Source organism: Microbulbifer regidiadema (SeqCode), from assembly GCF_052467605.1.
This window is the reverse complement of the sequence record NZ_CP174316.1, coordinates 2,637,208-2,658,229: the sequence shown is the minus strand read 5'-3', so window position 1 is coordinate 2,658,229 and position 21,022 is coordinate 2,637,208. Positions and strand designations below refer to the sequence as shown.

The 21,022-nt window shown below is 51.9% G+C and carries 15 protein-coding genes; 9 read left to right on the top strand and 6 right to left on the bottom strand.

All coding sequences use genetic code 11. The features are described from left to right. Positions 1–72: 72 nt before the first annotated feature. Positions 73–681 (top strand): MarC family protein, encoded by a 609-nt coding sequence (locus ACJJIF_RS12260; protein ID WP_444928635.1) that lies wholly within the window; start codon positions 73–75, stop codon positions 679–681. Between the two features lie 244 nt (positions 682–925). Here the strand turns inward: ACJJIF_RS12260 and ACJJIF_RS12255 are convergent, their stop codons facing one another. Continuing rightward, positions 926–1,288 (bottom strand): putative quinol monooxygenase, encoded by a 363-nt coding sequence (locus ACJJIF_RS12255; protein WP_444928634.1) that lies wholly within the window; start codon positions 1,286–1,288, stop codon positions 926–928. 1,105 nt (positions 1,289–2,393) lie between these two features. On the opposite strand from ACJJIF_RS12255, the gene ACJJIF_RS12250 reads away from it, so the two are divergent. Continuing rightward, a complete protein-coding gene (locus ACJJIF_RS12250; protein ID WP_444928633.1) occupies positions 2,394–4,166 on the top strand; it encodes a sensor domain-containing diguanylate cyclase in 1,773 nt (590 codons plus the stop codon). Between the two features lies 1 nt (position 4,167). On the opposite strand, the gene pstS is transcribed toward ACJJIF_RS12250, so the two are convergent. After that, on the bottom strand, positions 4,168–5,250 hold the full coding sequence (pstS, locus tag ACJJIF_RS12245) for a phosphate ABC transporter substrate-binding protein PstS (protein WP_444928632.1): 1,083 nt from the start codon (positions 5,248–5,250) through the stop codon (positions 4,168–4,170). Positions 5,251–5,393: 143 nt separating this feature from the next. After that, positions 5,394–7,316, bottom strand: a complete 1,923-nt coding sequence (locus ACJJIF_RS12240; protein WP_444928631.1) for a PhoX family protein — start codon at positions 7,314–7,316, stop codon at positions 5,394–5,396. A 204-nt stretch (positions 7,317–7,520) separates the two neighbouring features. Between ACJJIF_RS12240 and ACJJIF_RS12235 the strand changes: the two genes are divergently transcribed. Then, complete coding sequence (locus ACJJIF_RS12235; RefSeq protein ID WP_444928630.1) at positions 7,521–10,133, top strand: TonB-dependent receptor; 2,613 nt, start codon at positions 7,521–7,523, stop codon at positions 10,131–10,133. A 130-nt stretch (positions 10,134–10,263) separates the two neighbouring features. After that, entirely contained in the window at positions 10,264–12,147 is a 1,884-nt protein-coding gene (locus tag ACJJIF_RS12230) for a phytase (protein WP_444928629.1), read from the top strand. A gap of 233 nt (positions 12,148–12,380) precedes the next feature. Here ACJJIF_RS12230 and ACJJIF_RS12225 read toward each other — a convergent pair whose 3' ends face one another. From ACJJIF_RS12225 to ACJJIF_RS12215, 3 genes are all read right to left on the bottom strand, one after another. Beyond that, on the bottom strand, positions 12,381–13,091 hold the full coding sequence (locus ACJJIF_RS12225) for an outer membrane beta-barrel protein (protein WP_444928628.1): 711 nt from the start codon (positions 13,089–13,091) through the stop codon (positions 12,381–12,383). A 132-nt stretch (positions 13,092–13,223) separates the two neighbouring features. After that, positions 13,224–13,781, bottom strand: a complete 558-nt coding sequence (locus ACJJIF_RS12220; protein ID WP_444928627.1) for a replication protein P — start codon at positions 13,779–13,781, stop codon at positions 13,224–13,226. Positions 13,782–13,800: 19 nt separating this feature from the next. After that, complete coding sequence (locus tag ACJJIF_RS12215) at positions 13,801–15,102, bottom strand: DnaT-like ssDNA-binding domain-containing protein (RefSeq protein ID WP_444928626.1); 1,302 nt, start codon at positions 15,100–15,102, stop codon at positions 13,801–13,803. Between ACJJIF_RS12215 and ACJJIF_RS12210 the strand changes: the two genes are divergently transcribed. The 5 genes from ACJJIF_RS12210 (at position 15,096) to gbpA (ending at position 20,908) form a co-directional block, all read left to right on the top strand. Further along, positions 15,096–15,254: a hypothetical protein gene (locus ACJJIF_RS12210; RefSeq protein ID WP_444928625.1), complete on the top strand. Its 159-nt coding sequence runs from the start codon at positions 15,096–15,098 to the stop codon at positions 15,252–15,254. The two genes, ACJJIF_RS12215 and ACJJIF_RS12210, sit on opposite strands and share 7 nt — an antisense overlap. A gap of 49 nt (positions 15,255–15,303) precedes the next feature. Then, on the top strand, positions 15,304–17,547 hold the full coding sequence (locus ACJJIF_RS12205) for a heavy metal translocating P-type ATPase (RefSeq protein WP_444928624.1): 2,244 nt from the start codon (positions 15,304–15,306) through the stop codon (positions 17,545–17,547). Next, on the top strand, positions 17,548–17,916 hold the full coding sequence (locus ACJJIF_RS12200; RefSeq protein ID WP_444928623.1) for a cupredoxin domain-containing protein: 369 nt from the start codon (positions 17,548–17,550) through the stop codon (positions 17,914–17,916). A 156-nt stretch (positions 17,917–18,072) separates the two neighbouring features. Continuing rightward, positions 18,073–18,900: a DUF417 family protein gene (locus tag ACJJIF_RS12195; protein WP_444928622.1), complete on the top strand. Its 828-nt coding sequence runs from the start codon at positions 18,073–18,075 to the stop codon at positions 18,898–18,900. A 373-nt stretch (positions 18,901–19,273) separates the two neighbouring features. After that, positions 19,274–20,908, top strand: coding sequence for an N-acetylglucosamine-binding protein GbpA (gbpA, locus tag ACJJIF_RS12190; RefSeq protein WP_444928621.1), 1,635 nt, complete (start codon positions 19,274–19,276; stop codon positions 20,906–20,908). Positions 20,909–21,022 lie beyond the last annotated feature (114 nt).

Here is a 21,022-nt window from a genome sequence, read left to right as displayed (position 1 = left end):
TCCCCCTGGCCCTGCTCAATCTGCCCGTGGCGCGCATTAAGTGGATAGTAGCACGGCACTCCGGAGTCCCACTTGAACGATTGGATCAGTAGCTTTGTCTTTTTCTTTGCTGTCATTGACCCCGTGGGCACACTGCCGGTGTTTATCGCCGTAACCTCCCGCCATACCAACTGGCAGAAACGCAAGATCGCTTGGCTGTCAGTGCTGGTCGCGACCGGGATACTGCTGTTCTTCCTGGTGGCCGGGCAATTCTTTCTTGAAGCAATAGGCGTACCACTATCCGCATTCCAGGTGGCCGGGGGCGTCGTGCTGTTCCTGTTTGCCCTGACCATGATTTTCGGCGAGAGCAAGCCGGAGCAGGAGGTGGAAATCGTCCGCGAGGGCCATGAGACGGCGATTTTCCCCCTTGCGGTACCCTCCATTGCCTCACCCGGTGCCATGCTCGCCGCTGTGGTTCTCACGGATAACCATCGATTTGATCTAATCCATCAGGTGACAACAGCATCGGCCATGGTGGCGGTGTTGCTAATAGTGATATTACTGCTACTGACGGCCAGCTGGATATACCGTTTTATAGGGAGTGCCGGGGCGAGCATTGTAAGTCGTGTTATGGGGTTGATTTTGGCCTCTGTGGCGACCACTAATGTCCTGGTAGGGATTCAGCAGTTCTTTGCGATTTAGCCGCTAGTCCTGAAAGTGATCCTGCTCTTGCTAGGGGAGCCTATTTCTATGTCGGTTTGCGAGATATATATCCTGTGTGTAACAGCCCTAAGTAGATATCCTTTCCTGAGACCTGTAGGCGTGACTCGCCGCAAATAACGATAGTTAAGCAGTGAATTTGTCAGCAAAAATCACAGGCTAACCCCAATACTTGTGGCTCTAATACTACAAGTATTATTAGGGTGAAAGGCGTCTAATATTCACTTTACGAATGGTTGCGTTCAAACCCAGCATAGAAATAATACTGCTGCGGCATTAAGCCTTTGTGACGCGCTCGAAGATCATCGGGAATTTCACCTAAATAGATAACGCGAGTAGGCTCTGCAGTCTTAAGCCAGCGCTCTGAATACTTCTCCCAGGTATCTACATGTTTATGTGCGGCACTTACGTCGCTAAAGTGTTCGTATACGATAATCTCCCTATTATCAGAGATGTAGTACTGGTAATTCAATGTTCCTGCTTCTTGTTGTGAGGTGATTTCCACCATTTCATCAACAATAGCCCTGAAGGCTTGTTCCTGCCCTTTTTTTATTTTGACCTCTACAATCCAGCCAATATTCTTGAACATGGTTGTCTCCGGTGTCGTATAGCAGTTTCCCATATACTGCTGGGTCAGAAGAGAAGTATGCACTGTACTCGAGATGGGCTGTGAATAGATCCCGGTGAACTCGCAATGGCTATCTATAGCACATAGGATTCTGAGTTCAGTGTACTCCTCTTCTCCCTCCTTTTAGTAGGTGGCCTGTCCATATCCTCGTTGATAATAATTAAAAAAGATGGCGGCAGTGTCACTGATACCCCCACCACTTGTCCGATAACGAAGTTATCCAATAATTACAGTACATCCTCGATTTCTGTGGGGGAAATGCTGGAAAATATGTCTGTAATATTTTCCGTTGTTTCTCTGCCCACAGCTTTAGCACCTGTAAAGTCGCTGAGTTTTACTCGCCGCTTGCTAATAGCTTTGACGGCGGAGCACAGCCTGGCTGGGGCTGTTATTCATACACTTTATGTTGGTGTGGACATTTGCGGATTTCAGCTTAGAGAAGACCGGGCTTTATTTCCCTATGTACTCCTCTTGTTGAGTCGGGATGATTGGGTTCGCCTCCACAGCTTAGTCCTAACTTTTCGATAGTGGCTAGCCAAAAATAATCGCTAAATAATCATATTTCTTTGCTGTTTGAAAAGTTGGGTGGCGCTTATTGTCCATAGTTTTTGCCTAATTATTGGTTTAAATCCAAGTGTGCAAATTGGGGGCTGGTCTGGTCTTTATCTGCCTGTGGGTAAAAGGCAGAAATCACTTTGTTCAGACGCTTGCTAATTGTTGAGCGTAGTAGCCAAATAGAGGGGTGGAAAAAAGTTTCACGATAGCGGTTAACAAACTGAATGGCTCACTTTTTGTGCATGTGGGGTTTGTGGTCTGTGCTGGCTGAGTTATGTGAATATCACTTTGTGACTTTTTTGTATTTAAGGTATATCTTTTAGTTACAAAAAAATTACAGCGCTAGATAGAAGGTTGGTGTTTACTATGGCAGAGACTGTCTATATAAAAGCGTTAATTTTTACGCCCCCACGCAATGACAATGAATAGAATACTTGGCGGAATTCAATTCCGGGTTTCAGGGGAAAGTACCAAGCGGTACTGTCGTTTGGTTTGTTATGCGGCGTTGACAGTGTTCATACTTTTTTCTGCGTCCAGCCGTGCGCACCCGCTGCTGGATGTGACCTCTTTGGCTGGGGGGAGCCAGTGGAGTGGCCTGAGTGAAATTTGGCATGACCCCAGCGGTTTGAGCGATATCGCTGCGGCGGAGGTGGCATATAAAGATAATAGTTTTTTGCCACTGAGGAGTGCAGGATCTACCGGGTTAAAGTCCGGTGCCTTCTGGTCCCATTTTATATTAGAAAATTCCAGTAACGAAGTGGTTAAGGTTGCACTTGAATATGTGGATAACCAGCTTGATAGGGTGGAGGCCTATTCTAGAACTTTCGAGGCTGCAGAGCCCTATCGTGAACGGGTAAATCTATCGACGGGCCAGCCCTTTTTTAGTCGTGAAGTTAAGCATCATCGATTTGCTTTTTTATTGGAGGTGCCGCCTTTATCGTCAAAGGAGTTGATGGTGAAGTTTGATGTGGGTGCTTTTGGGGTCGTTTTTCCCAGTATGCGTCTTTGGCCGCCCGAGCAGCTAATGGCGCAAAGTAAAGTAGAGGCTATCGTTACGGCCTTTCTTTTTGGCGGATATTTTTTGATGGCCATTGTTGCGCTGATTGCGGCCATCACTGTGCGTGAGAGTATTCTGTATCTTTACTCGGTGTACTCTCTGACCAAGATTTGGGTGTGGGGGTCGCTGCTGGGATATACCCATCAGTACTTGATTCAGGATCAGTTTGGTTGGGGCTATCAGTCACTGAGTAGTGCCGTGGCGATTTTGACTGGAGTTCTCTTTGCCCGATATTTTCTTAAAACCGCAAAGTACACTCCGAAACTGGATTACTTTTTAAAATTTATTTTGCTCAACGGGTTGTTCCTGGTTGTCTGTGTTATTTTTCATTGGAAGACTTTTGCATATCTGTCCATGCTGCTGTCTTTGCTACTCTATCCCGGCGTTTTTGTTGTTGCATTGATACGTTGGCGACAGGGGAATTCTGCCGCTGCGCTATTTGCTCTCGTCTGGGCAATCCTGGTGTTGGGGTTTTTGCTTCAGGCTGTGCGAGATCTCGGTTATGTTGTGCATAATCCTATTAATTTTTATTGGCCAGTAGTTGCCTCTTTTATTGAAATGTTGGCAATTATGGCTGCTATCGGCTTGATGGTGTGGCGCTTGCGTCAACAAAAAGAATTTGCAGAGAGAAAATATCAGCAGCATCTGGAGGACTCGCGAACAGAGCTGGAGCAGCAGGTGCAGCTTCGTACCCGGGAGCTGGAGTATGCCAAAGTCAGGGCGGAGCAGGAAGCTCGCACAGATCCTCTGACCGGTATCTTTAATCGCCGTTGTTTTTTTGAAGAAGCCGGTAATCTGGTAAAGGTGGCAATCAATAACCGCATGCCGCTGTGTGTATTAATGCTGGATATCGATAACTTTAAGTCGGTTAATGATATTCACGGTCACTTAATTGGCGACCAGGCACTCTGTGCTACCGCCCGGGTCATTTCCCAACATGTGCGGGATGTGGATATCTTCGGGCGCATTGGTGGCGAGGAGTTTGCTCTGGTGCTGAGTTCCAATCTTGATGGGGCCATGGCAGTTGCCAATCGTATTCACCGGGATATCGCTAAAATCGTCATTAAGAGTGCGGTGGGCCAAGCCCAGTTTACCGCGAGTATTGGCATTGCTCACTTACAGGGGCAGGCGGATATCCTGGAGTTAATGCGCGGGGCGGACTCCGCTCTGTATCAGGCCAAGCGCTCTGGTCGCAACCGTATTGTAGAGTGTGCAGAACTCGCTTGAGTTAGCGTATATAGGGCACGGCATCGAGCACTTTGCGGCGAATATTTTCTGGCAGGGGGACTAATCCCAGGGTGCCGGCTTGACTCTGAGAGCCCTTGCTCAGCATAAATGCCAGCATCTGGCGCAGTGCCAGCGCTTTTTCATCCTCTTGATCCGCGTAGAGTAATAGCCAGGAAAAACTGGTAATGGGATAAGCGGTTTCCCCCTTGGGGTCCCAGACCCAGGCGATTAAATTCGGGGCGCCACTAATTGGTAGGGTTGTTTGGGGAAACTCAACCTCCGACAGGGCTTCGCCTCCGCTTTTGGGACTGGCGGCAATGTAATTGCCCGCGCGGTTTTGCAATAAAGCCAGTGGCAGGTTTACCAGTTGCGCAAAGCCGTGCTCGATATAGCCAATAGCGCCGACATTTTTCCGCACGGCGGCAGCGACGCCTTGATTTCCCGGCACCCGTTTAAACCTGGGTAATTTGGGCCAGTTGGGGGTTTTGTTTAAACCGATCTTTTCACGAAAGGCACTGCTGACACTACTCAAGTGGCCGGAAAAAATATAGGAGGTACCAGAGCTTTCAGAGCGGGTGACCACGGTAATCTCCTCGTCTGGTAGCTCGATATCGGGGTTGGCGGCTGCAATCCGGGGGTCATTCCAGCGGCTTATTTCCCCGAGGAAAATGCCCACATAAGCGGCTCGGGAGAGTTTGAGCTTATGGATTCCGGGCAGGTTAAACACCAGCACCACCTCCCCCGCCGTTACCGGTAGCACAACGCCGCCGCCTTCCAGCTTGCGCAGTTCAGCGATGTCAATCGCAGCATCGGAAGCGGCAAAGTCAACGGTGTGCCCGAGAAAGTCTCTGATGCCATCCCCGCTACTGCTCATTTCGTAAAAAATAAAAATATTGTTTTCTTCGTGAGTGAATTGGCGAAACCACTCTACGTAAATTGGATAGGGAAAGCTGGCGCCACTGCCCCTGAGATTGACCGGATTTTCGGGTACCTGGGCCGTGCCCGGGCTCGCGGTGAGGGCAAAACCGGCAGTGAGCAGTGCGGCGGTAAGGCGGCGCAAAGCGCTGGCACACCTCAATATCATAGGGACCTCGACGAAAAGACCGGCACCCGCCGCTCGCTCGGCGGGTGCACGGGCTGGAAAACAGCTTTAGATTAAAACTTTAGCAGGGTCCCCTGTTTGTCATTTGCAGCGCCTGAGGAATCTTTGAATAAGTCAGAGACTCCCTAGCTTCCGACGATTTGCTTGTCCTCCCGGTAGATGGCCAGTACCGACGGGCGCGGGGGCAGCAGGGGGTTGTTATCTGGCCAGCGGTGCAGGGGCTGGTCATAAGTAGAATTGCGCGAGTCGGCGGGGTGCTGTACGGCAACAAACAGGGTTTTTCCGTCGGGGGTGAACTCTGGTCCACACACCTCTGCACCCTGTGGGCAGCCAAAAAAGTGTTTCGGGGCCGCCCGCAGCGGGCCCTCGGTGGCCATGGCCCAGAGTCCATCGTGAAAACCAAAGCGCTCACAGCCGTCGGTAGCAATCCACATATTGCCGTTGCGGTCAAAAGCGACGTTATCGGGATTGGCGAACCAGCCGTGCGCGGAGATAGCGTAGGGGGACTGCTGTCCATAGGCACCGCGCTCGGCGGGATTTTCGGCGTTGGGATTGCCGCCGAGCAAAAATTGCTGCCACTGAAAGTGGCTGCTGGTGTGATCGCGGTTTCCGTTTTCTCCGGGAGGTGCTATTTCCAGCACGTGACCGGCAGTGTTGCGCGCGCGGGGATTGGCGCTATCGGTATCGCTGCGCTGCTTGTTTTTGGTCAGCATCACGTAGGTACAGTCATTGTGGGGGTTGGTTTCAACATCCTCAGGCCTGTCCATGGGGGTCGCCCCCAGCATGGCGGCGGCGCGGCGCGCATCAATCATCACGTCCGCCTGGTTGCGAAACCCGTTCTCTGTGTTCAGTGGGCCCAGGCCGTGTACCAGCGGTAGCCATTCGCCGCTACCGTCGTCGGCAAAGCGGGCGGCGTAGAGAGTGCCGGCGGTAAGTAGCTGTCGATTTGCAGCGGGGTCCTCCGGCTGGTAGCGGCCCTGGGAGACATAGCGATAGACAAATTGATGTTCATCGTCATCGCCACCGTAGGCAACCAGCGGTTGCCCCGGTTTACACACCAGGGTGAAGCCTTCGTGCTCAAAGCGCCCCAAACTGGTCAGCTTGCGCGGCTTTGACTGGGGGTTATAGGGGTCAAACTCCACCATCCAGCCAAAGCGGTTGGGTTCATTGGGCTCTACCTGAATATCAAAGCGCCGGTCGTGGTCACCCCAGTTGCGGTTTTCCGCTGTGATGCCAAATCGTTGGTGGTTATCGATTTCCCGGGCATCGGCGAGCTTCTGCGGGTCCCCCTGAAAGGCCGCGCCAAATCCCTCTTCGGCGATTAATACGGTACCCCAGGGGGTCTTGCCGCCGGCACAATTGCCCAGGGTGCCGAGTACTTGGGTGCCGCTGGGGTCTCGCTGGGTTTGCAAGCGTTTGTCCCCCGCAGCGGGACCGATAATTTCCATTGCTGTGGTGGCGGTTATCCGGCGGTTGTAGGGGCTGTCTGCCACCACCTGCCATCCTTGCGCCCCCTGTTTGATTTCCACGATGGAGTGCCCGCAGGCGGCCTGCTCTATGGCGACGTGTTCTGCGCTCACTTCCCGAGTGGCACTGTAGTCGTCGCTATAGCCGGAAAACATCAGATGGGGCTGGGTGTATTCGTGATTGACGCACAGCAGCCCGCGCTCACTATTTTCACTCTGCATATGCCTGTGTCCCTGGGTGGAACTGCTCTCCGCTGTCAGGGGCATAAACGCAATAAAATCGTTGTTGTAACCGAAGCGCCGTGTCTGGCCGTCGGCATCGAGTTCTTCGGGCTGAAAAGCCGTTTCCTCTTCGTGTAGGGGGTCTCCCCAGCTCAGCAGCACTGTGGATTGATAGCCTGGCGGTAAGTGGTGTTGGTGATCCAGGCCGTGGGGAATTTCACTAAAGGTGAGAGTGTCGCGTGCCGGTTTATCCTCTTTTCCGCAGCCGGGTAGCAAACTGCCCAGAGTGCCGGCAGCCGTGGCGCCACCGAGGATTTTAAATAGGGATCGGCGTGCAGGATTTTTGGGGTGTTCGCTCATTGTTACTCCAGATTGGCGCTTTGCTGGGTGGCGGTCTGTTTTCCCGATATTTAACGGCTGGCGGCATCGCTAGTGGTGTTTATATCAAGGGTCGCAGTATTAATTGACGATCTGATGACAAGCTTAAAAAAACTGTCACGTAAAGTTCATATCCCCGCTCTAGTCTGCGCCGAATGCAATTTATCACCGGCAAAGAGGGGCGCAGTGAAAGATAAGACTTCAGGTTTGCGGTTAGTGGGGATGCCATTGGCGTTATTGGCAACTGCCATCGTGAGTGCAAATGCGACCGCAGAAGAGGGTCGGGTAATGGAGACTGTGACGGTTACCGCTCAGGCGAGCAATGCCCGCAGTGATTTGGAGCGGCAGCGCGATGCCAATAAAGTCGTTGCGGTGCAAACCTCCGATGCCATTGGCGAGCTCCCCGATGCCAACGTCACAGAGGCGTTGCAGAGAATGCCCGGCGTATTTATTGCCCGAGATCAGGGCGAGGGCCGCTTTGTCGGGGTGCGGGGCATAGACCCAAATCTGAATGCGGCAACGATTAATGGTGTCAGCCTGCCGGCACCGGAAACCAATACCCGAGCAGTAGCCCTGGATGTTATCCCCGCAGACTTACTGGCGAGCTTGGAAGTATTTAAAACCCTCACAGCGGATATGAGTGCGGACTCTATTGGCGGTGCTATTGAGATCAAAAGCCTGAATGCACTGGACTATGAGGGAACTCGCTATAAGTTTAGCGCCGAGAACAGCTATAGCGAGCTACAGGAAGAGTACAGCCCCAAAGTGGCTGCGACCATGACCCATATTTTTGCACTCGCTGGGGAGCGCCGTTTGGGGCTAGCATTGGCGTTGAGTCATCAACAGCGGGATTTCGGTTCCGATAATATTGAGACTGACGGCAACTGGGAAATGCTGACGGCTGCAGATGGCTCCACAGGTATCGGGGCGAGCGAAATTGAACAGCGGGATTACAGTATTACCCGGGAGCGCACAGGTTTCGCCGCCAACTTTGATCTGGATCTGAGCAGCGATTCCCGTATTTATCTGCACAGTTTGTACTCCGATTTCTCCGACCAGGAAATTCGCCAGCGCAATTCCTGGAAGCTCGATGATGAGCGCGATGAGCGCGATGAGCCGGAGACTATTTCGGCCAACGCTGCGCAGTGGGAAGAGGCAGCGCTGGAGAAGTCCCTCAAGGACCGCCTGGAAGAACAGGAAATTCTTTCTGCGGTATTGGGGGGGGAGCATAATTTTGAGCTGTGGGGGCTCACTTATGCCCTGGGGTACTCCCAGGCCGAGGAGTCGGAGCCCAATCGACGCGATACGGATTTTGTCTTGAGCGACCTGCGTTTGGGCTATGTTGAGGCCGGTGATACGCCGCAGATGGCGGTGGGCAGTGAGGATATTGAGGCGGTTTTGGACCCCGCCAGTTATGCGTTGGACGAGTTGGTTATTGAAGATAACTTTACGGAAGATAAAGAGATCAGTTTCCGTATGGATATCAGCCGGGAAGTGGATTGGGCTGGAAGTCCTTCAGTCATTAAGTTTGGATTGCACGAGCGGCAGCGGGAAAAGACCGGGGATTTGAATGCGCGGGTATATGATGGGTTTGCAGGTGATTACACCCTGGCTGACTTTTCTCGTAGCAATATTCACTATAACCTGGCGGCATTCGGGCCCGGCGTAAATGTCGCTAGTCTGAACCATTTTATCAGCGCTAACTTGTCTGATTTTGAGATAGATGAGACAGAAACCGCTCTGGCCTCCGCCCGTGATTACGCTATGCATGAGGATATCACGGCCCTGTACGCGATGAACTCGATTGAGTTGGATCGCTCCCAGCTGGTTTTCGGTATTCGCTATGAGCGCACAGAGTTTAGTGCTGAAGGCGTTAATGTGGCGGAGTCAGCAGAGCCTCTGCCGGGGGCCGACTTAATTGCGGACGAGGTCTATGCCACTGAGGTTAATTACGAGCGGGATTACGACCATTTCTTTCCCAGCATTAATTATCGATTTGACTACAGCGATCATATAGTACTGCGAGCAGCCTATTCGGAGTCCTTGTCGCGCCCATCATTTGGTTACCTAAATCCCTCTTCGGGTAAAATTGAATACGATGATGGGGAGCTGGAAGTCGAGGCTGGCAACTCGGAGCTGGATCCCTATGAGTCCCAAAATATCGACCTATCTGCGGAATACTATGCAGATGAGCTGGGAATGTTCTCGGTGGGGCTTTTTCACAAGCGTATCGATAACTTTATCGTAATGTCGGAAGTCTCCAGCAGCGTCGACGTTACCCGCTTTGTGGGTAACCTGGCGGTGGATGAGGCCGAAGTATGGCAGCCGATTAATGGCGATAGTGCCCGTATCAGTGGTGCCGAACTGGCTTGGACCCAGGGTTTTGACAACGGCTTTCTACTCCGGGCCAATGCCACCTTTACCGACTCTGAAGCCGATCTGGGGCTCGATAGCAGCGATCGCAATGATAAAATCTCAATGCCCTCCCAGGCGGATTTTGTCGGTAACTTTATCGTGGGTTATGAACGCGATGCTTTTAGTATGCGCCTGTCCGCCGCTTTCCGCAGTGAGCGTTTGCTGCAAGTGGATCTGGAAAATGCGGCCAATGACCGCTATGAGGAAGATCATTTACAGTTGGACTTATCGGCCCGCTACCGCTTTGATAATGGTCTCCAGTTGACCTTTACCGGAGTAAATCTCACAGATGAACCCTACTATGTTCACACGTCGGGCTTTAATGGCCAGTACGAAGAATATGGCCCGACCTATGCGATTGGATTGAGTTACAGCACTTTCTAAAATTTTTACTGATTTTTGCTATAGGTGTGGTTTCACAATTTGATAAGGCCTCCGCAGGTTTACGGGGGCTTTATTGTTTATAGCAAGCCCCTTTCTGATTGTTGCTTGTCACTCTACAGCGGGTTTTATTATGCGTTTTTCAATTGTCGGCGTTTTATCCTGTGTGGTGTTTCTTGGTTGCGATGTGGGAACTGATAGTAAAAATTTATCCTCGCAAAAGCCCACCTCTTTAAATGGTGTTATCGCAGAACAAATTTTGCCTATCAATTTCTTCGAGCAGCGATATTTGCTGCTGTCTAGTGAAACTCAGGGGCTGCTGCTGGTAGATGAGTTCGCAGAAGTGCAGGCGCAACAACCGGGCAGCATAGAAGCGCTGGCAATACAGCCGAGAGGCGATGGCAACTATTTGATCGCGGCTTACGAGGAGCAGGCAGCTCAATTGCAGCTATATCAACTGTTTGCGGGAATGGGGAGCGCATTACGCTTTGAGCTTTTAGGAAAGTTCGAGAATTTTGCGCCGGTTAGCGCGCTGTGTTTTGCCGTGCAGGAGGGGCGAAATCACCTGTTTGTTATTGGTGAGAGTGGGCTGGGATTTGAGTATCTACTCACTGCTAGTGGCGCGGGCTGGGACCTGACGGAGATTCGCCCACTGTATTTGGGGGAAGGGATTAATAGTTGTGCTGTGGATAGTCGTCGCGGGCGCTTGTTGGTATCACAGCCACCGCTCGGAGTGTTGGCACTGAATGCCGATGCAGAGAGCGATGAGGCGCGCGAGCTTTTACTCTCCACCGAACAGCTGGGTGATGAATTTGGCAGTTTACGCTTGGATTATCAGCGCGATCAAATTTGGCTGCTTGTCCAGCAGGGTATAGTGGCTTTTGACTTGTCAGGGGGTGGCAGTCTAGATCAGTCCTGGGAGTTTCCCGGAAAAGGCGCCGCTTCTCTAGCTGCTTTTAACGATAGACTGGCCCTTTTAGAGGGTAGCCAGCGCGAAGTTGTCTATATTCCGGTAAGCACTAAGCCGGTGCAGGCTACCGCTGATTCGCTGGAGGCTGTGCCCGTTATTTGGGCAACAGGGGAAACCGATCCGGTATACTCCTCGGGGGATGCTGCCGATGACCCCGCTATTTGGGTTAATTCTCACTCGCCAGAAAACAGTTTGATTTTTGCCACGGATAAAAAGCGGGGGCTCAATATTTATCATCTCTCCGGCGGGCTAAAGCAGAACTTTCCGCTCGGAAAACTCAATAATGTCGATATTCGCAAAATCTCTCATCCCCATATGGATGCAATTGCTGTGGCCTCTAATCGCACGGATCCCGGTTTGGATATATTTGCTATTAGAACCAATGGCGAGGTAGAACACTTGGGATACCGGAGTATCGATCTAAGCGATCCTTACGGTCTATGCCTACAGCAGGATGACGATGGGCTTTATGCCTGGGTTTCCGACAAGGGATCCAGCCTGCACCAGTTCAAACTTAAAATCCCAAAACTCGCCAAAGGCGTTGAGATTGAGCGGGGCATCCGCCTAGATAACTATGCTCAGATTGAAGGCTGTGTTGTAGATGACCAGTTCGCAACCCTGTTTTTTGCCGAAGAGAAGCGGGGTATCTGGCGCTTGGATCTAAACGCTGGGGCCGAGGTGGCCCCGGTGTTGGTGGCAGAAGTTGACGGTAAGCAGTTAGTCGCCGATATCGAAGGCTTGGCGTTGTATCAAGCAAATAAAAAAGGATATCTAATGGCCTCCAGTCAGGGTAGCGATACCTATGCGCTGTTCAGCCGTGATGGAAGTGAGTTTCTCACACAGTTTAAGGTGGGAATAAACCCCCAATTAGGGATTGATGGCAGCTCTGAAACCGATGGTCTGGCAATAACCAGTGCAAACTTGGGGGCTCAGTATCCGCAGGGGCTATTAGTGGTTCAGGATGGGCGCAATCGTATGCCCCGCGCCAGGCAGAACTTTAAGTTAATTGACTGGCGAGATATCAATCTTTTGCTGCTCCAGCAATAGAATAAAATTATTTACGGGCTCTTATTCTTATTCCGGGTAGAGTTATTGCTATCTGGTAGATAGCATGTGGGTAAAATAAAAAATTTATTTTTTTGTAATATTAATCTGCTATATGTTTTTATTGTAGTCTAAACGCGGATCTCTTTATGTCAGGGATGTTCAATTGCGGTGCGCAGTACAATACATTATCTGTCGATGGGTGTATTAGCGGGATGCTAGTGGTGCAGTAATTATCAGAATTTTCGTTCCAGCCCCAGAGATAGGCTTTCTGCGTTGAAGTCTACTCCCGAGGCCTCCAGTGTCTCCCATTCCAATCTTAAGGCCCATCGTTTCCCGTAAGTGTAATTCATCCCTATACCATAACCCCAGTGAGAACCGTTATGATTTGTCGAGGTTTTTTGGTTGTAACTGTAGAGTTGAGGCGTATATTGCCCGCTGGGTAACTGTTGTGGAATATGTAATTTTGCCGCTTGCTGTGTGGTGATTTCCCCTCGCCAAAGGCCGCCGCCCAAGCGGGCAAACAGGTTTAAATGAGTATTGAGAGGGTAGATGCCCAGCAGGAAAGAGCTGAGTAGCTGTTTATTGAGCCGATATGAAGCGCGGATATATTCACCGTGCTCATTCTCGGTGCGAAAGCTGACCTCGGCAGAGGAGGGTTTTTGATAATTGAACTCCACAGCGATATATTTGCCCCATTGAAAGCCGCCGTAGAGTTTTATATTGCTGCCATTCTTGTCACATTGATAGCGACCATCGATGGATTTTTGGACAATCTGTGATTTTATCTGTGGGGTAGCAAAGGAACAAAACTGGGTATTTGAGGTTATACCGAGTGTTGCTCCGATATATTTCTGAGAGGGGGCTTCTGCACTGACACTTATAGAAAAAAAGAGTGTTAGAGTGGAAGCCAGGTGGGTTTTTAGTGAATTCTTTAAATATTTCATAACCTGCCTCGTGCTCTATTATTCCAAACACAAAATTAGGTTACGATGATTCACATAACAAGCAGTTGGCGTAAGGGCCATTGGGTTTTGGCCCTGTATTCGAAGATAAGTTAAGAACTTATAGATTAATTTCTAAATACCCAGTTCAGTTCTCAGCTTGGCGAGCCTTTGTGCATTTTCCTGTTTGGATAGCGGCGAGCCAGGGTTTTCTTCCAGTTTTAATTGCTCTGGAGCCGATAATTTTTCGCCTTCCAACACCTTTGCACAGATTTTTCGGTAGTGCTCAGCAAAGACCGGGTAAGCGATGGCTTCGGGATTGTTGGCGAGAAAAAACCAGTTGGATTCACGCCCTGCGTGATACACAGCCAGGTGGCTCCAGTTGTAATTGGTTTTGGGACTGGGTGCATTACAGGCCTCGCGGTAAGCGGCACGGGCTTCCGGCAAACCACTTTCCCCGGCGGCACACAACTGTAACATTTTGTGTACCGTGGGTAGGTATTCACTCTGTAAAATTGCTCGCTTGGCACCTTGCATAATTTCCTGGGGTGCAAAAGCTAGCAGGGCCTCCAGCCACAGGCGCTTGGCGTGGTGAAGCGTTTCAGTATCGGGAAAGGCTGCACTGAACTGGTTGTGGTAATTGAGCTTAAACAGGGCAAAAACTTCATTAATCGCACGCTTCTTTTCATTCAAGACCTCCTGGTTTTGTTCATTACCAGTTTGTGTCTGTGAGTATGTCGCCGATCGACCGGTCGCGGGTGCGCTGGTTACTGTTGTTGTCTTGTGGGTTGCCATAAGAATTTCCTATTGCCAGTTTGTTGCGCTCTGCCCACTGATGGCGCGCGTGCCGCACAAATACGGCGTCCCAGCTTTTTCGTGCGGCATTTTGACCGCGCCAGTAAATAATAAATTCTGCTACTAAAGAGAGCGCGAAGTCGCGATCTATCTCGCATTGGTTCATCAAGTGGCTCAGACAGTCACCACCGGGTTGCCAGTTGCGGGAGATAGGCTTGGCCACCGGGTTTTTCTCAATACCCTGGCAGTAATAGGCCCACTCCTCGCGCGCATATTCGATAAAGAGCTCACCCCAGCGGGCACTGTGGCCCCCGCGCTCGGTCCACTTGTAGATAAATTCCGGCAGTAGCTCGGCGGCAAAACGCGGGTTGATGGCCAGGCGCTGCAATTGCTCCCAGGTGTGTTCGCTGGGTTGCCAGTCGCGGGACATAGCGGTGGGTTTGCGCTTTTCGATAAAAGGCGTGTCCTGCTTCTCCCAGTCCTCCATGATCCAGTCATTGAACTCCAGATCCCAGGAGATGGACTGCTTGCCGCTGGAGCGGTGGTAGTCGAGAAAGCGCTGTAGGCCGCGGCCGACAAAAGTACTGGGGACCCCCTCATCCGCCAGCTTGCGCAGGGTCTCATCGCCGGGCTGCCAGCCGCTGGGTAGGGGCTGCTTGCGCTGGGCGGTAGCGCGAAATGCCTCCCACTTACTTTTCACCTGGCGCAGGAACAGGGAGCCAAAGGAGTGGCGGGGTTCGCCGCGCTCGCGCCAGTAGGTGACAAACTCCGGCAGCTGCTCCCGCACAAAGTGCTCGGGAATGCCCAGCTGGGCGATACGCGCCATGGTTTCACTGTCTGGCTGCCAGCTGGGGGCAATAGTGTTGGCACTGCGATTGGACGGACTTGGAGGGGTACTCAGTGGGCGCTTGTATTCACCGGGCAGGGCAAACTTCAGAATCTCGCTACTGCCAAATGGCGCTGCTCCCAGCAGCAGGGCGCCCTGATTGCGCAAGCTGGTGGCCACCCGCTGGATATCGGCTGCCTGCCAAAAGGGCAGCAGCAGGTACAGCTGTTCCCCTTCAGCGGTATACCAATCCCGACCTCCGTAGGGCTCCAGGGGGAGGAATGGAGACAGGTCGCCGAGTGCGGTAAGCAGCACCGCTTCCTCCAGGCCGACAGTCGCGGCCAGAGAGGGGGAGATGCTTAGGGGTCTTTCGGGAAGCAGGGGATGTGTCATGGCGCGATAATAACATTCCGACGGATCGCATGCGCGATCATTGGCGAATGCTCAGACTTTTCCGGCCCCTGGTGGCAGCCACTAAGCTAAAAGGTGCATTGGCGGCGGACTTTCGCCAGGCCCTGTTGCTGCTAACTATTGCCTTCCCCTAGCGGTAAGGTTGTAACTTTGTCGCTGTAATTGGTGTATTGGGAGAGCAAAATGACGAAGGAGCAACAGTCAGCGCCAACGGTGTTCCGTTTAAGTGGCGTCAATTGTGCCGGCTGTATCAACAAGATTGAGACTGCGGTCAAGGCGGTTGCGGGAAGTGCCGAGGCGCGGGTCAACCTTGCGGATAAAACCCTGTCAGTTTACGGCGCGGTCAAAGCGGAGTCCTGTATTGAGGCCGTGCGCGATGCGGGTTATGGCGCGGAACTTCTGCAATCGAATGAGCGGCAGCAGCGCGCCGAGCAGAGGGCGCAGATACTGCGCCATTATCGACAGCAGCTGTGGCGCTCGGCATTTGCTCTGGGGCTGGGGGTGCCGATGATGGCCTGGGGCTTGATAACCGGTAGGATGTCGGTAAACACCCCTGCCGAGCAGTTGTCCTGGGGCATTATGGGGCTGATGACCCTGGCAGTGCTGGTCTTCTGTGGTGGGCATTTCTTCAGCGGTGCCTGGAAAGCGCTGCGCCACCACAATGCCACTATGGATACGCTGGTGGCACTGGGCACCGGAGCGGCCTGGCTCTTCTCTATAACTGTGGTATTGGTCCCCCAGCTACTGCCGGAGGCGGCGCGGCATGTGTACTTTGAAGCCAGCGCTATGATTATTGGCCTGGTCAGCCTGGGCCAGGCGCTGGAGATCCGCGCGCGCGGACGCACCAGTGCAGCGGTGGAGAAGTTGCTGGATCTCCAGGACACCTCGGCGCGGGTATGGAGAGATGGCCGCGAGCTAGACCTACCGATTGAATTAGTGCAAGTGGGGGATCAGCTGCGGGTGCGTCCCGGAGAGAAAATTCCGGTAGATGGCACTGTGCTGGAGGGCAGCAGCCTGGTGGATGAAGCCATGCTCACCGGCGAACCGACACCGGTGGCAAAGGCTGCGGGTGACAACCTCGCCGCCGGAACCCTGAATAAGAACGGCAGTCTGCTGTTTCGCGCGGAGAAAGTGGGTTCCGATACACGCCTCGCGCAAATTATTGAAATGGTGAAGAGCGCCCAGAGTTCCCGTGTACCCATTGCGCGTTTGGCGGACAAAATATCCGGCATTTTTGTGCCGGTGGTGATGATCATTGCCATCGCAGCTGCGCTGATCTGGTTTAACTTTGGCCCGGATCCCCGCGTGGCGCATATGCTGGTGGTGCTGACTTCGGTACTGATTATTGCCTGCCCCTGTGCCCTGGGCCTGGCGACCCCCATGTCGGTCATGGTGGGAGTGGGCAAGGGCGCCGAGTACGGCGTGCTGGTGCGCAACGGCAAGGCTCTCCAGCAATCCTGTGCCCTGGATGTCCTGGTTGTGGATAAAACCGGTACCCTCACCGAGGGCGCACCGCGCCTGACGAATATCGACAGTGACGGAGACAGCGATGAATTGTTGCGTTTACTGGCGAGTCTGGAGCTGGGTTCTGAGCACCCTTTGGCCGAAGCCATAGTGGCGGCAGCCCGCGAGAAAGCCCTCGAATTGCAGTCTCCTGATAATTTTGCAGCGATCACGGCTCACGGTGTCAGCGGTGATATCGACGGCCATCGCGTGCTGCTGGGAAATAGCAAATTAATGCAACGAGAGGCCATTTCTCTGGGCGCCTGGAGTGAGCGCGCGGCCAAATTGGCCGAAGCGGGGCGCACGGTGATGTACGCCGCCGTAGATGGCAAGTTGCGGGGCCTGATCGCTGTGGCCGACCCGATACGCGCCGATGCGCAAGCGGCTATCGCGCGCCTGGGCAGGCTGGGTCTGCGCATTGAAATGCTGACCGGGGACAATCGCGGCAGCGCTCAAGCGGTTGCTCGACAGCTGGGTATCGAGCGGGTTCACGCAGAGCTATTGCCGGAAGATAAGGAGCGCATCGTTGCCGAATTGCAGAAAAACGGTGAGCGAGTGGGTATGGTGGGTGACGGTATTAACGATGCTCCGGCTCTGGCGCGCGCGGATGTGGGCTTCGCTATCGGCGCCGGCACCGATGTCGCTATTGAGAGTGCGGATATCACCCTGATGCGCTCTTCTCTGCACGGGGTGGCCAATGCGGTGGAGTTATCCCGGGCCACTTTGCACAACATCAAGCAGAACCTGTTTGGTGCATTTATTTATAACTCGCTGGGTATCCCGATAGCCGCCGGCGTCCTCTACCCAATTACCGGTATGCTATTGAGCCCTGTTGTCGCCGGGGGCGCTATGGCGCTCTCCTCTTTGACCGTGGTAAGTAATGCCAATCGCCTGCGCTTGTTTAAACCGTCGGAGGCCCGCTAAATGGCTGTAGTTCTCGTCAATATTGCCGGTGCGCTAATGGTGCTAGCTGTGATTGGCTGGTTTTGGTTGGTGCCGCAGAAGCGGGCCAGCCAGGCCTCGCCCAGCGGGAATAGTGCCCGCATACTGGTTAAGGACGGTGTTTACGAGCCGGATCTTATTCGCCTGCCCGCCGGTGGCGCTGCAATTTTGCACTTTTATCGGCAAGATCCCAGTCCCTGCTCCGAGTGGGTACTGTTTCCGGACCTGGAGATCAGCGCCCAGTTAGCCCTGAATCAGGATACCCCGGTGGAAATACCCACAGCCGAGCCGGGCGAATACCCGTTCACCTGCCAGATGCAAATGTACCGGGGCACGCTGATATTGGAGTAGCGCCAAATACAGCCACCTCTATGGGGGTGTAATAATTCTCCGGGTAAAGACGACAAAGGCTTCGCCCATCCATCAGAACCCGCTGTTCCGCTATTGCGGGAGGCGGGTTCTGATGGATGCTGGCTAAGCCCTAATTTGTTAAGAGGTCGTCAATTAATGTCTTTTTTCCTACGCAAACTTCCCTTTGCCCTGGTCGGAGTCGCCTGTGCGCTGATTGCCGTGGCACTTTTCTCTGGCCAGTGGGGTGGTCTCAAGCGCGTATTTGAATTTTACGGTGTTGCGAATGAGGGGGTAGTTGCCAGCATACGGCTACTGAGCGCATTTGTTTTTTCCTCCGTGGCTATTTTAAGTGTACTTGCTCTGTGCTTAGAGCGCGCTGTTAAGCCCCTGGCGATTTTTCTGATTTTACTTTCACTCGTGCCCCTGCTGAGCCTTCTCGGCAGTGATCATTGGATCGATTCGCTGGGGGGCTTTCCGGCAATTGGTTCGGGGCAGGGCGTGATTAAGTATTTTTCCCTGTTGGTTTTGGGAATCACCTGGTTGTACCGCGATTCTCTGAGTCCACAAAAACTGATATGGCTTAATTACTTCCCTGTTGGCTTGGTATTGCTCTGGATTGGCGGGATGAAATTCACAGCCCTTGAAGCGCAGGGCATCGAGAGCCTGGTAAGCACCTCGTCGCTGCTATCTTGGTTATACAATTTATTCAGTGTGCAAACAGCCTCAAATCTTATCGGTATTTATGATTTGGTGGCTTTGATTGTTTTGGCGTTGGGTATTTATATTCGAAAGCTGTTTTGCTTGGGGGTGCTGCTTTGCGCCGCAGTATTTATAACGACTCAGACTTTTCTCTACACCTTTTCGGGCAGCTGGGTTTCCCCGGGGCAACTAAGTGGTAGCGGTATTTTTATTATTAAGGATCTATGGTTTATTGCCAATTTATTAGTCATTCTCAGTTTTAGAGGTGTCGCGATAAAAGCTTAAGGTTGGTGGGGTTGAAGGGTTCACCTGAAGCCCCGCAGCTTTCCTGTGGATATATTTTCTGTTTTGCTTTTTTATTTTGGAAAAAAGTTCCAATATCCTGCTTTTTTGTTTTTAAAAAAGTTCCTTGGTGTTAAGAATGTTTTTGGTTTTGGTGGCGATCATTTAAGGGTTTGATGTTTTTCGTGCGTAAAATTTACCTTTGGGTGACGGAGCGGGGGTTGTTCAGTGAAATTGCCGAAATAACAGGAACCGTGTCAGTGAGTGGCGGTCCATAACTCTGTCGCTAGCGTTCTAGGATTAACATCCTCAAAAGTAAAAGTTTGTATTCAGCAGGGGAAGGATGTTGAATACAAAGTAATAAATGGGCAGAGATATGATTTTACGTAAGAAAAAACTAGCATCCGTATTTAAACAGCCAATCGTCAATCGCACATTAATGGCCGTGATACTGGCCGGAGCCAGCTCCAATGTTTTCAGTCATGGTTATGTTGAGGTCGGTGATAGTGGTGTTGCTTCCGCACGGGGAACCTTGTGTAAATACGCCTTGGATACCGGTGAAATGAACCTGAATTGCGGTGCTGTTCAGTGGGAACCACAAAGTCTTGAGGGCCCTGAAGGTTTCCCCGATAGCGGTCCAGCCGATGGAGAGATCGCCAGTGCTGGTAGCAGTTCCTGGTCCGAACTTAATGAACAGACATCGGACCGCTGGGTTAAAAACTATATAAGCTCTGGTTGGCAAACCTTTCAATGGTACTTCACCGCCAATCATGTAACTCGCGACTGGAAATACTATATTACCAAAGAAGACTGGAATCCGAATTCAGTTTTGACTCGCGATCAATTTGATCTTGATCCCTTCTGTGAAATAGATGGCAATTATGAGCAGCCAGATGTGAATACAGCTCATGATTGCCAAGTGCCAGATCGTGAGGGCTATCATGTCATTCTGGCGGTTTGGGATGTAGGGGATACGGTTAATGCTTTTTACAATGTTATCGATGTCGAATTTGATGGTGATAACGTTACCAATACCGAGTGGAGTGCTGCAGGCAGGATCAACCCAACCCAGGATTTGAGCGTTGGCGACAAGGTTTATACCCGTGTATTTGACGGCTCCGGTGAAAACTCCTCTTACAGTACTACTCTGGAAATTACCTCTGAGGAGCAGGGTATAGCAGAAAACTGGTCGCATGATTTAGCGGAGCTGATTAACGCAGAGCAGACCGATATCCGTGCCGGTGATTTTGACGGGAATAATAGTTTTGAGCCCCTATATGGTATCAACCAAATTTATCTACAAGATGGCAGCGGCCTGGAGAATGTAGAGATCGGTTATGAGATTAACGAAGAGGCGCCCAACTATGAAGTTACCGTAAGCGGCCTTGATAGTGAATACACGATTACAGGCGGTGCTATTTCGCTAGATTTGGCTCTGAGTGCTAGTGGGGATGTCAGTGTTGAAGTGACTGTGGTCAATCACGATGGCGATACCTTGGCAAGCTACAGCAATGACATTAACGATGGCGATACGGCCAGTACCAGTCTGACGCTGTCTGAAACTGTTGCAGGGCACCATATGGTTGTGGTGGTGGTAAAAGATCGCGATGGCAATATGCTCGATCAGAATACCCTCAACTTCTATTTGGTTGAAGATACATCCAGTGGCGATGACGATTCCTCCAGTGAAGATAGCGATACGTCCCACGGGGATGGCGGTGATTCCAGTGGTGATAATAATACCTCGAACGAAGACGGCGAGACCTCGACGGGGGGTGGTGATTCCTCTAATGGCAATGACCAGACTTCCACTGATCAGGACTACGACTATGTCTTCCCGCAAGGCAATGAAAACTATACGGCGGGTACCAAGGTGTTGGGCAGTGATGGCAATGTCTATGAGTGCAAGGACTCTGCCTACGCTCACTACTGTAAAGAAGTAGAAAGAGGTGCAATACAGTTTGCCCCGGGAGTTGGCGGCAACTGGACAATACTCTGGGAGAAATTGTAATTTAATCTGGATAATATAAAAAAGGCCCCAAATGGGGCCTTTTTTATTTACCTGTTGATTGCTGTTTTTTAACGATAACTTTTAAATTGAGCTAAAGGTATAGAGGCCTTTGGC

Bases quoted from the DNA above. Each gene is read 5' to 3' on its own strand.
- ACJJIF_RS12215 (WP_444928626.1), bottom strand. From the start codon at position 15,102: ATGACACATCCCCTGCTTCCCGAAAGACCCCTAAGCATCTCCCCCTCT.
- ACJJIF_RS12195 (WP_444928622.1), top strand. From the start codon at position 18,073: ATGTCTTTTTTCCTACGCAAACTTCCCTTTGCCCTGGTCGGAGTCGCC.
- ACJJIF_RS12225 (WP_444928628.1), bottom strand. From the start codon at position 13,091: ATGAAATATTTAAAGAATTCACTAAAAACCCACCTGGCTTCCACTCTA.
- ACJJIF_RS12255 (WP_444928634.1), bottom strand. From the start codon at position 1,288: ATGTTCAAGAATATTGGCTGGATTGTAGAGGTCAAAATAAAAAAAGGG.
- ACJJIF_RS12230 (WP_444928629.1), top strand. From the start codon at position 10,264: ATGCGTTTTTCAATTGTCGGCGTTTTATCCTGTGTGGTGTTTCTTGGT.
- ACJJIF_RS12200 (WP_444928623.1), top strand. From the start codon at position 17,548: ATGGCTGTAGTTCTCGTCAATATTGCCGGTGCGCTAATGGTGCTAGCT.
- ACJJIF_RS12240 (WP_444928631.1), bottom strand. From the start codon at position 7,316: ATGAGCGAACACCCCAAAAATCCTGCACGCCGATCCCTATTTAAAATC.
- pstS (WP_444928632.1), bottom strand. From the start codon at position 5,250: ATGATATTGAGGTGTGCCAGCGCTTTGCGCCGCCTTACCGCCGCACTG.
- gbpA (WP_444928621.1), top strand. From the start codon at position 19,274: ATGATTTTACGTAAGAAAAAACTAGCATCCGTATTTAAACAGCCAATC.
- ACJJIF_RS12205 (WP_444928624.1), top strand. From the start codon at position 15,304: ATGACGAAGGAGCAACAGTCAGCGCCAACGGTGTTCCGTTTAAGTGGC.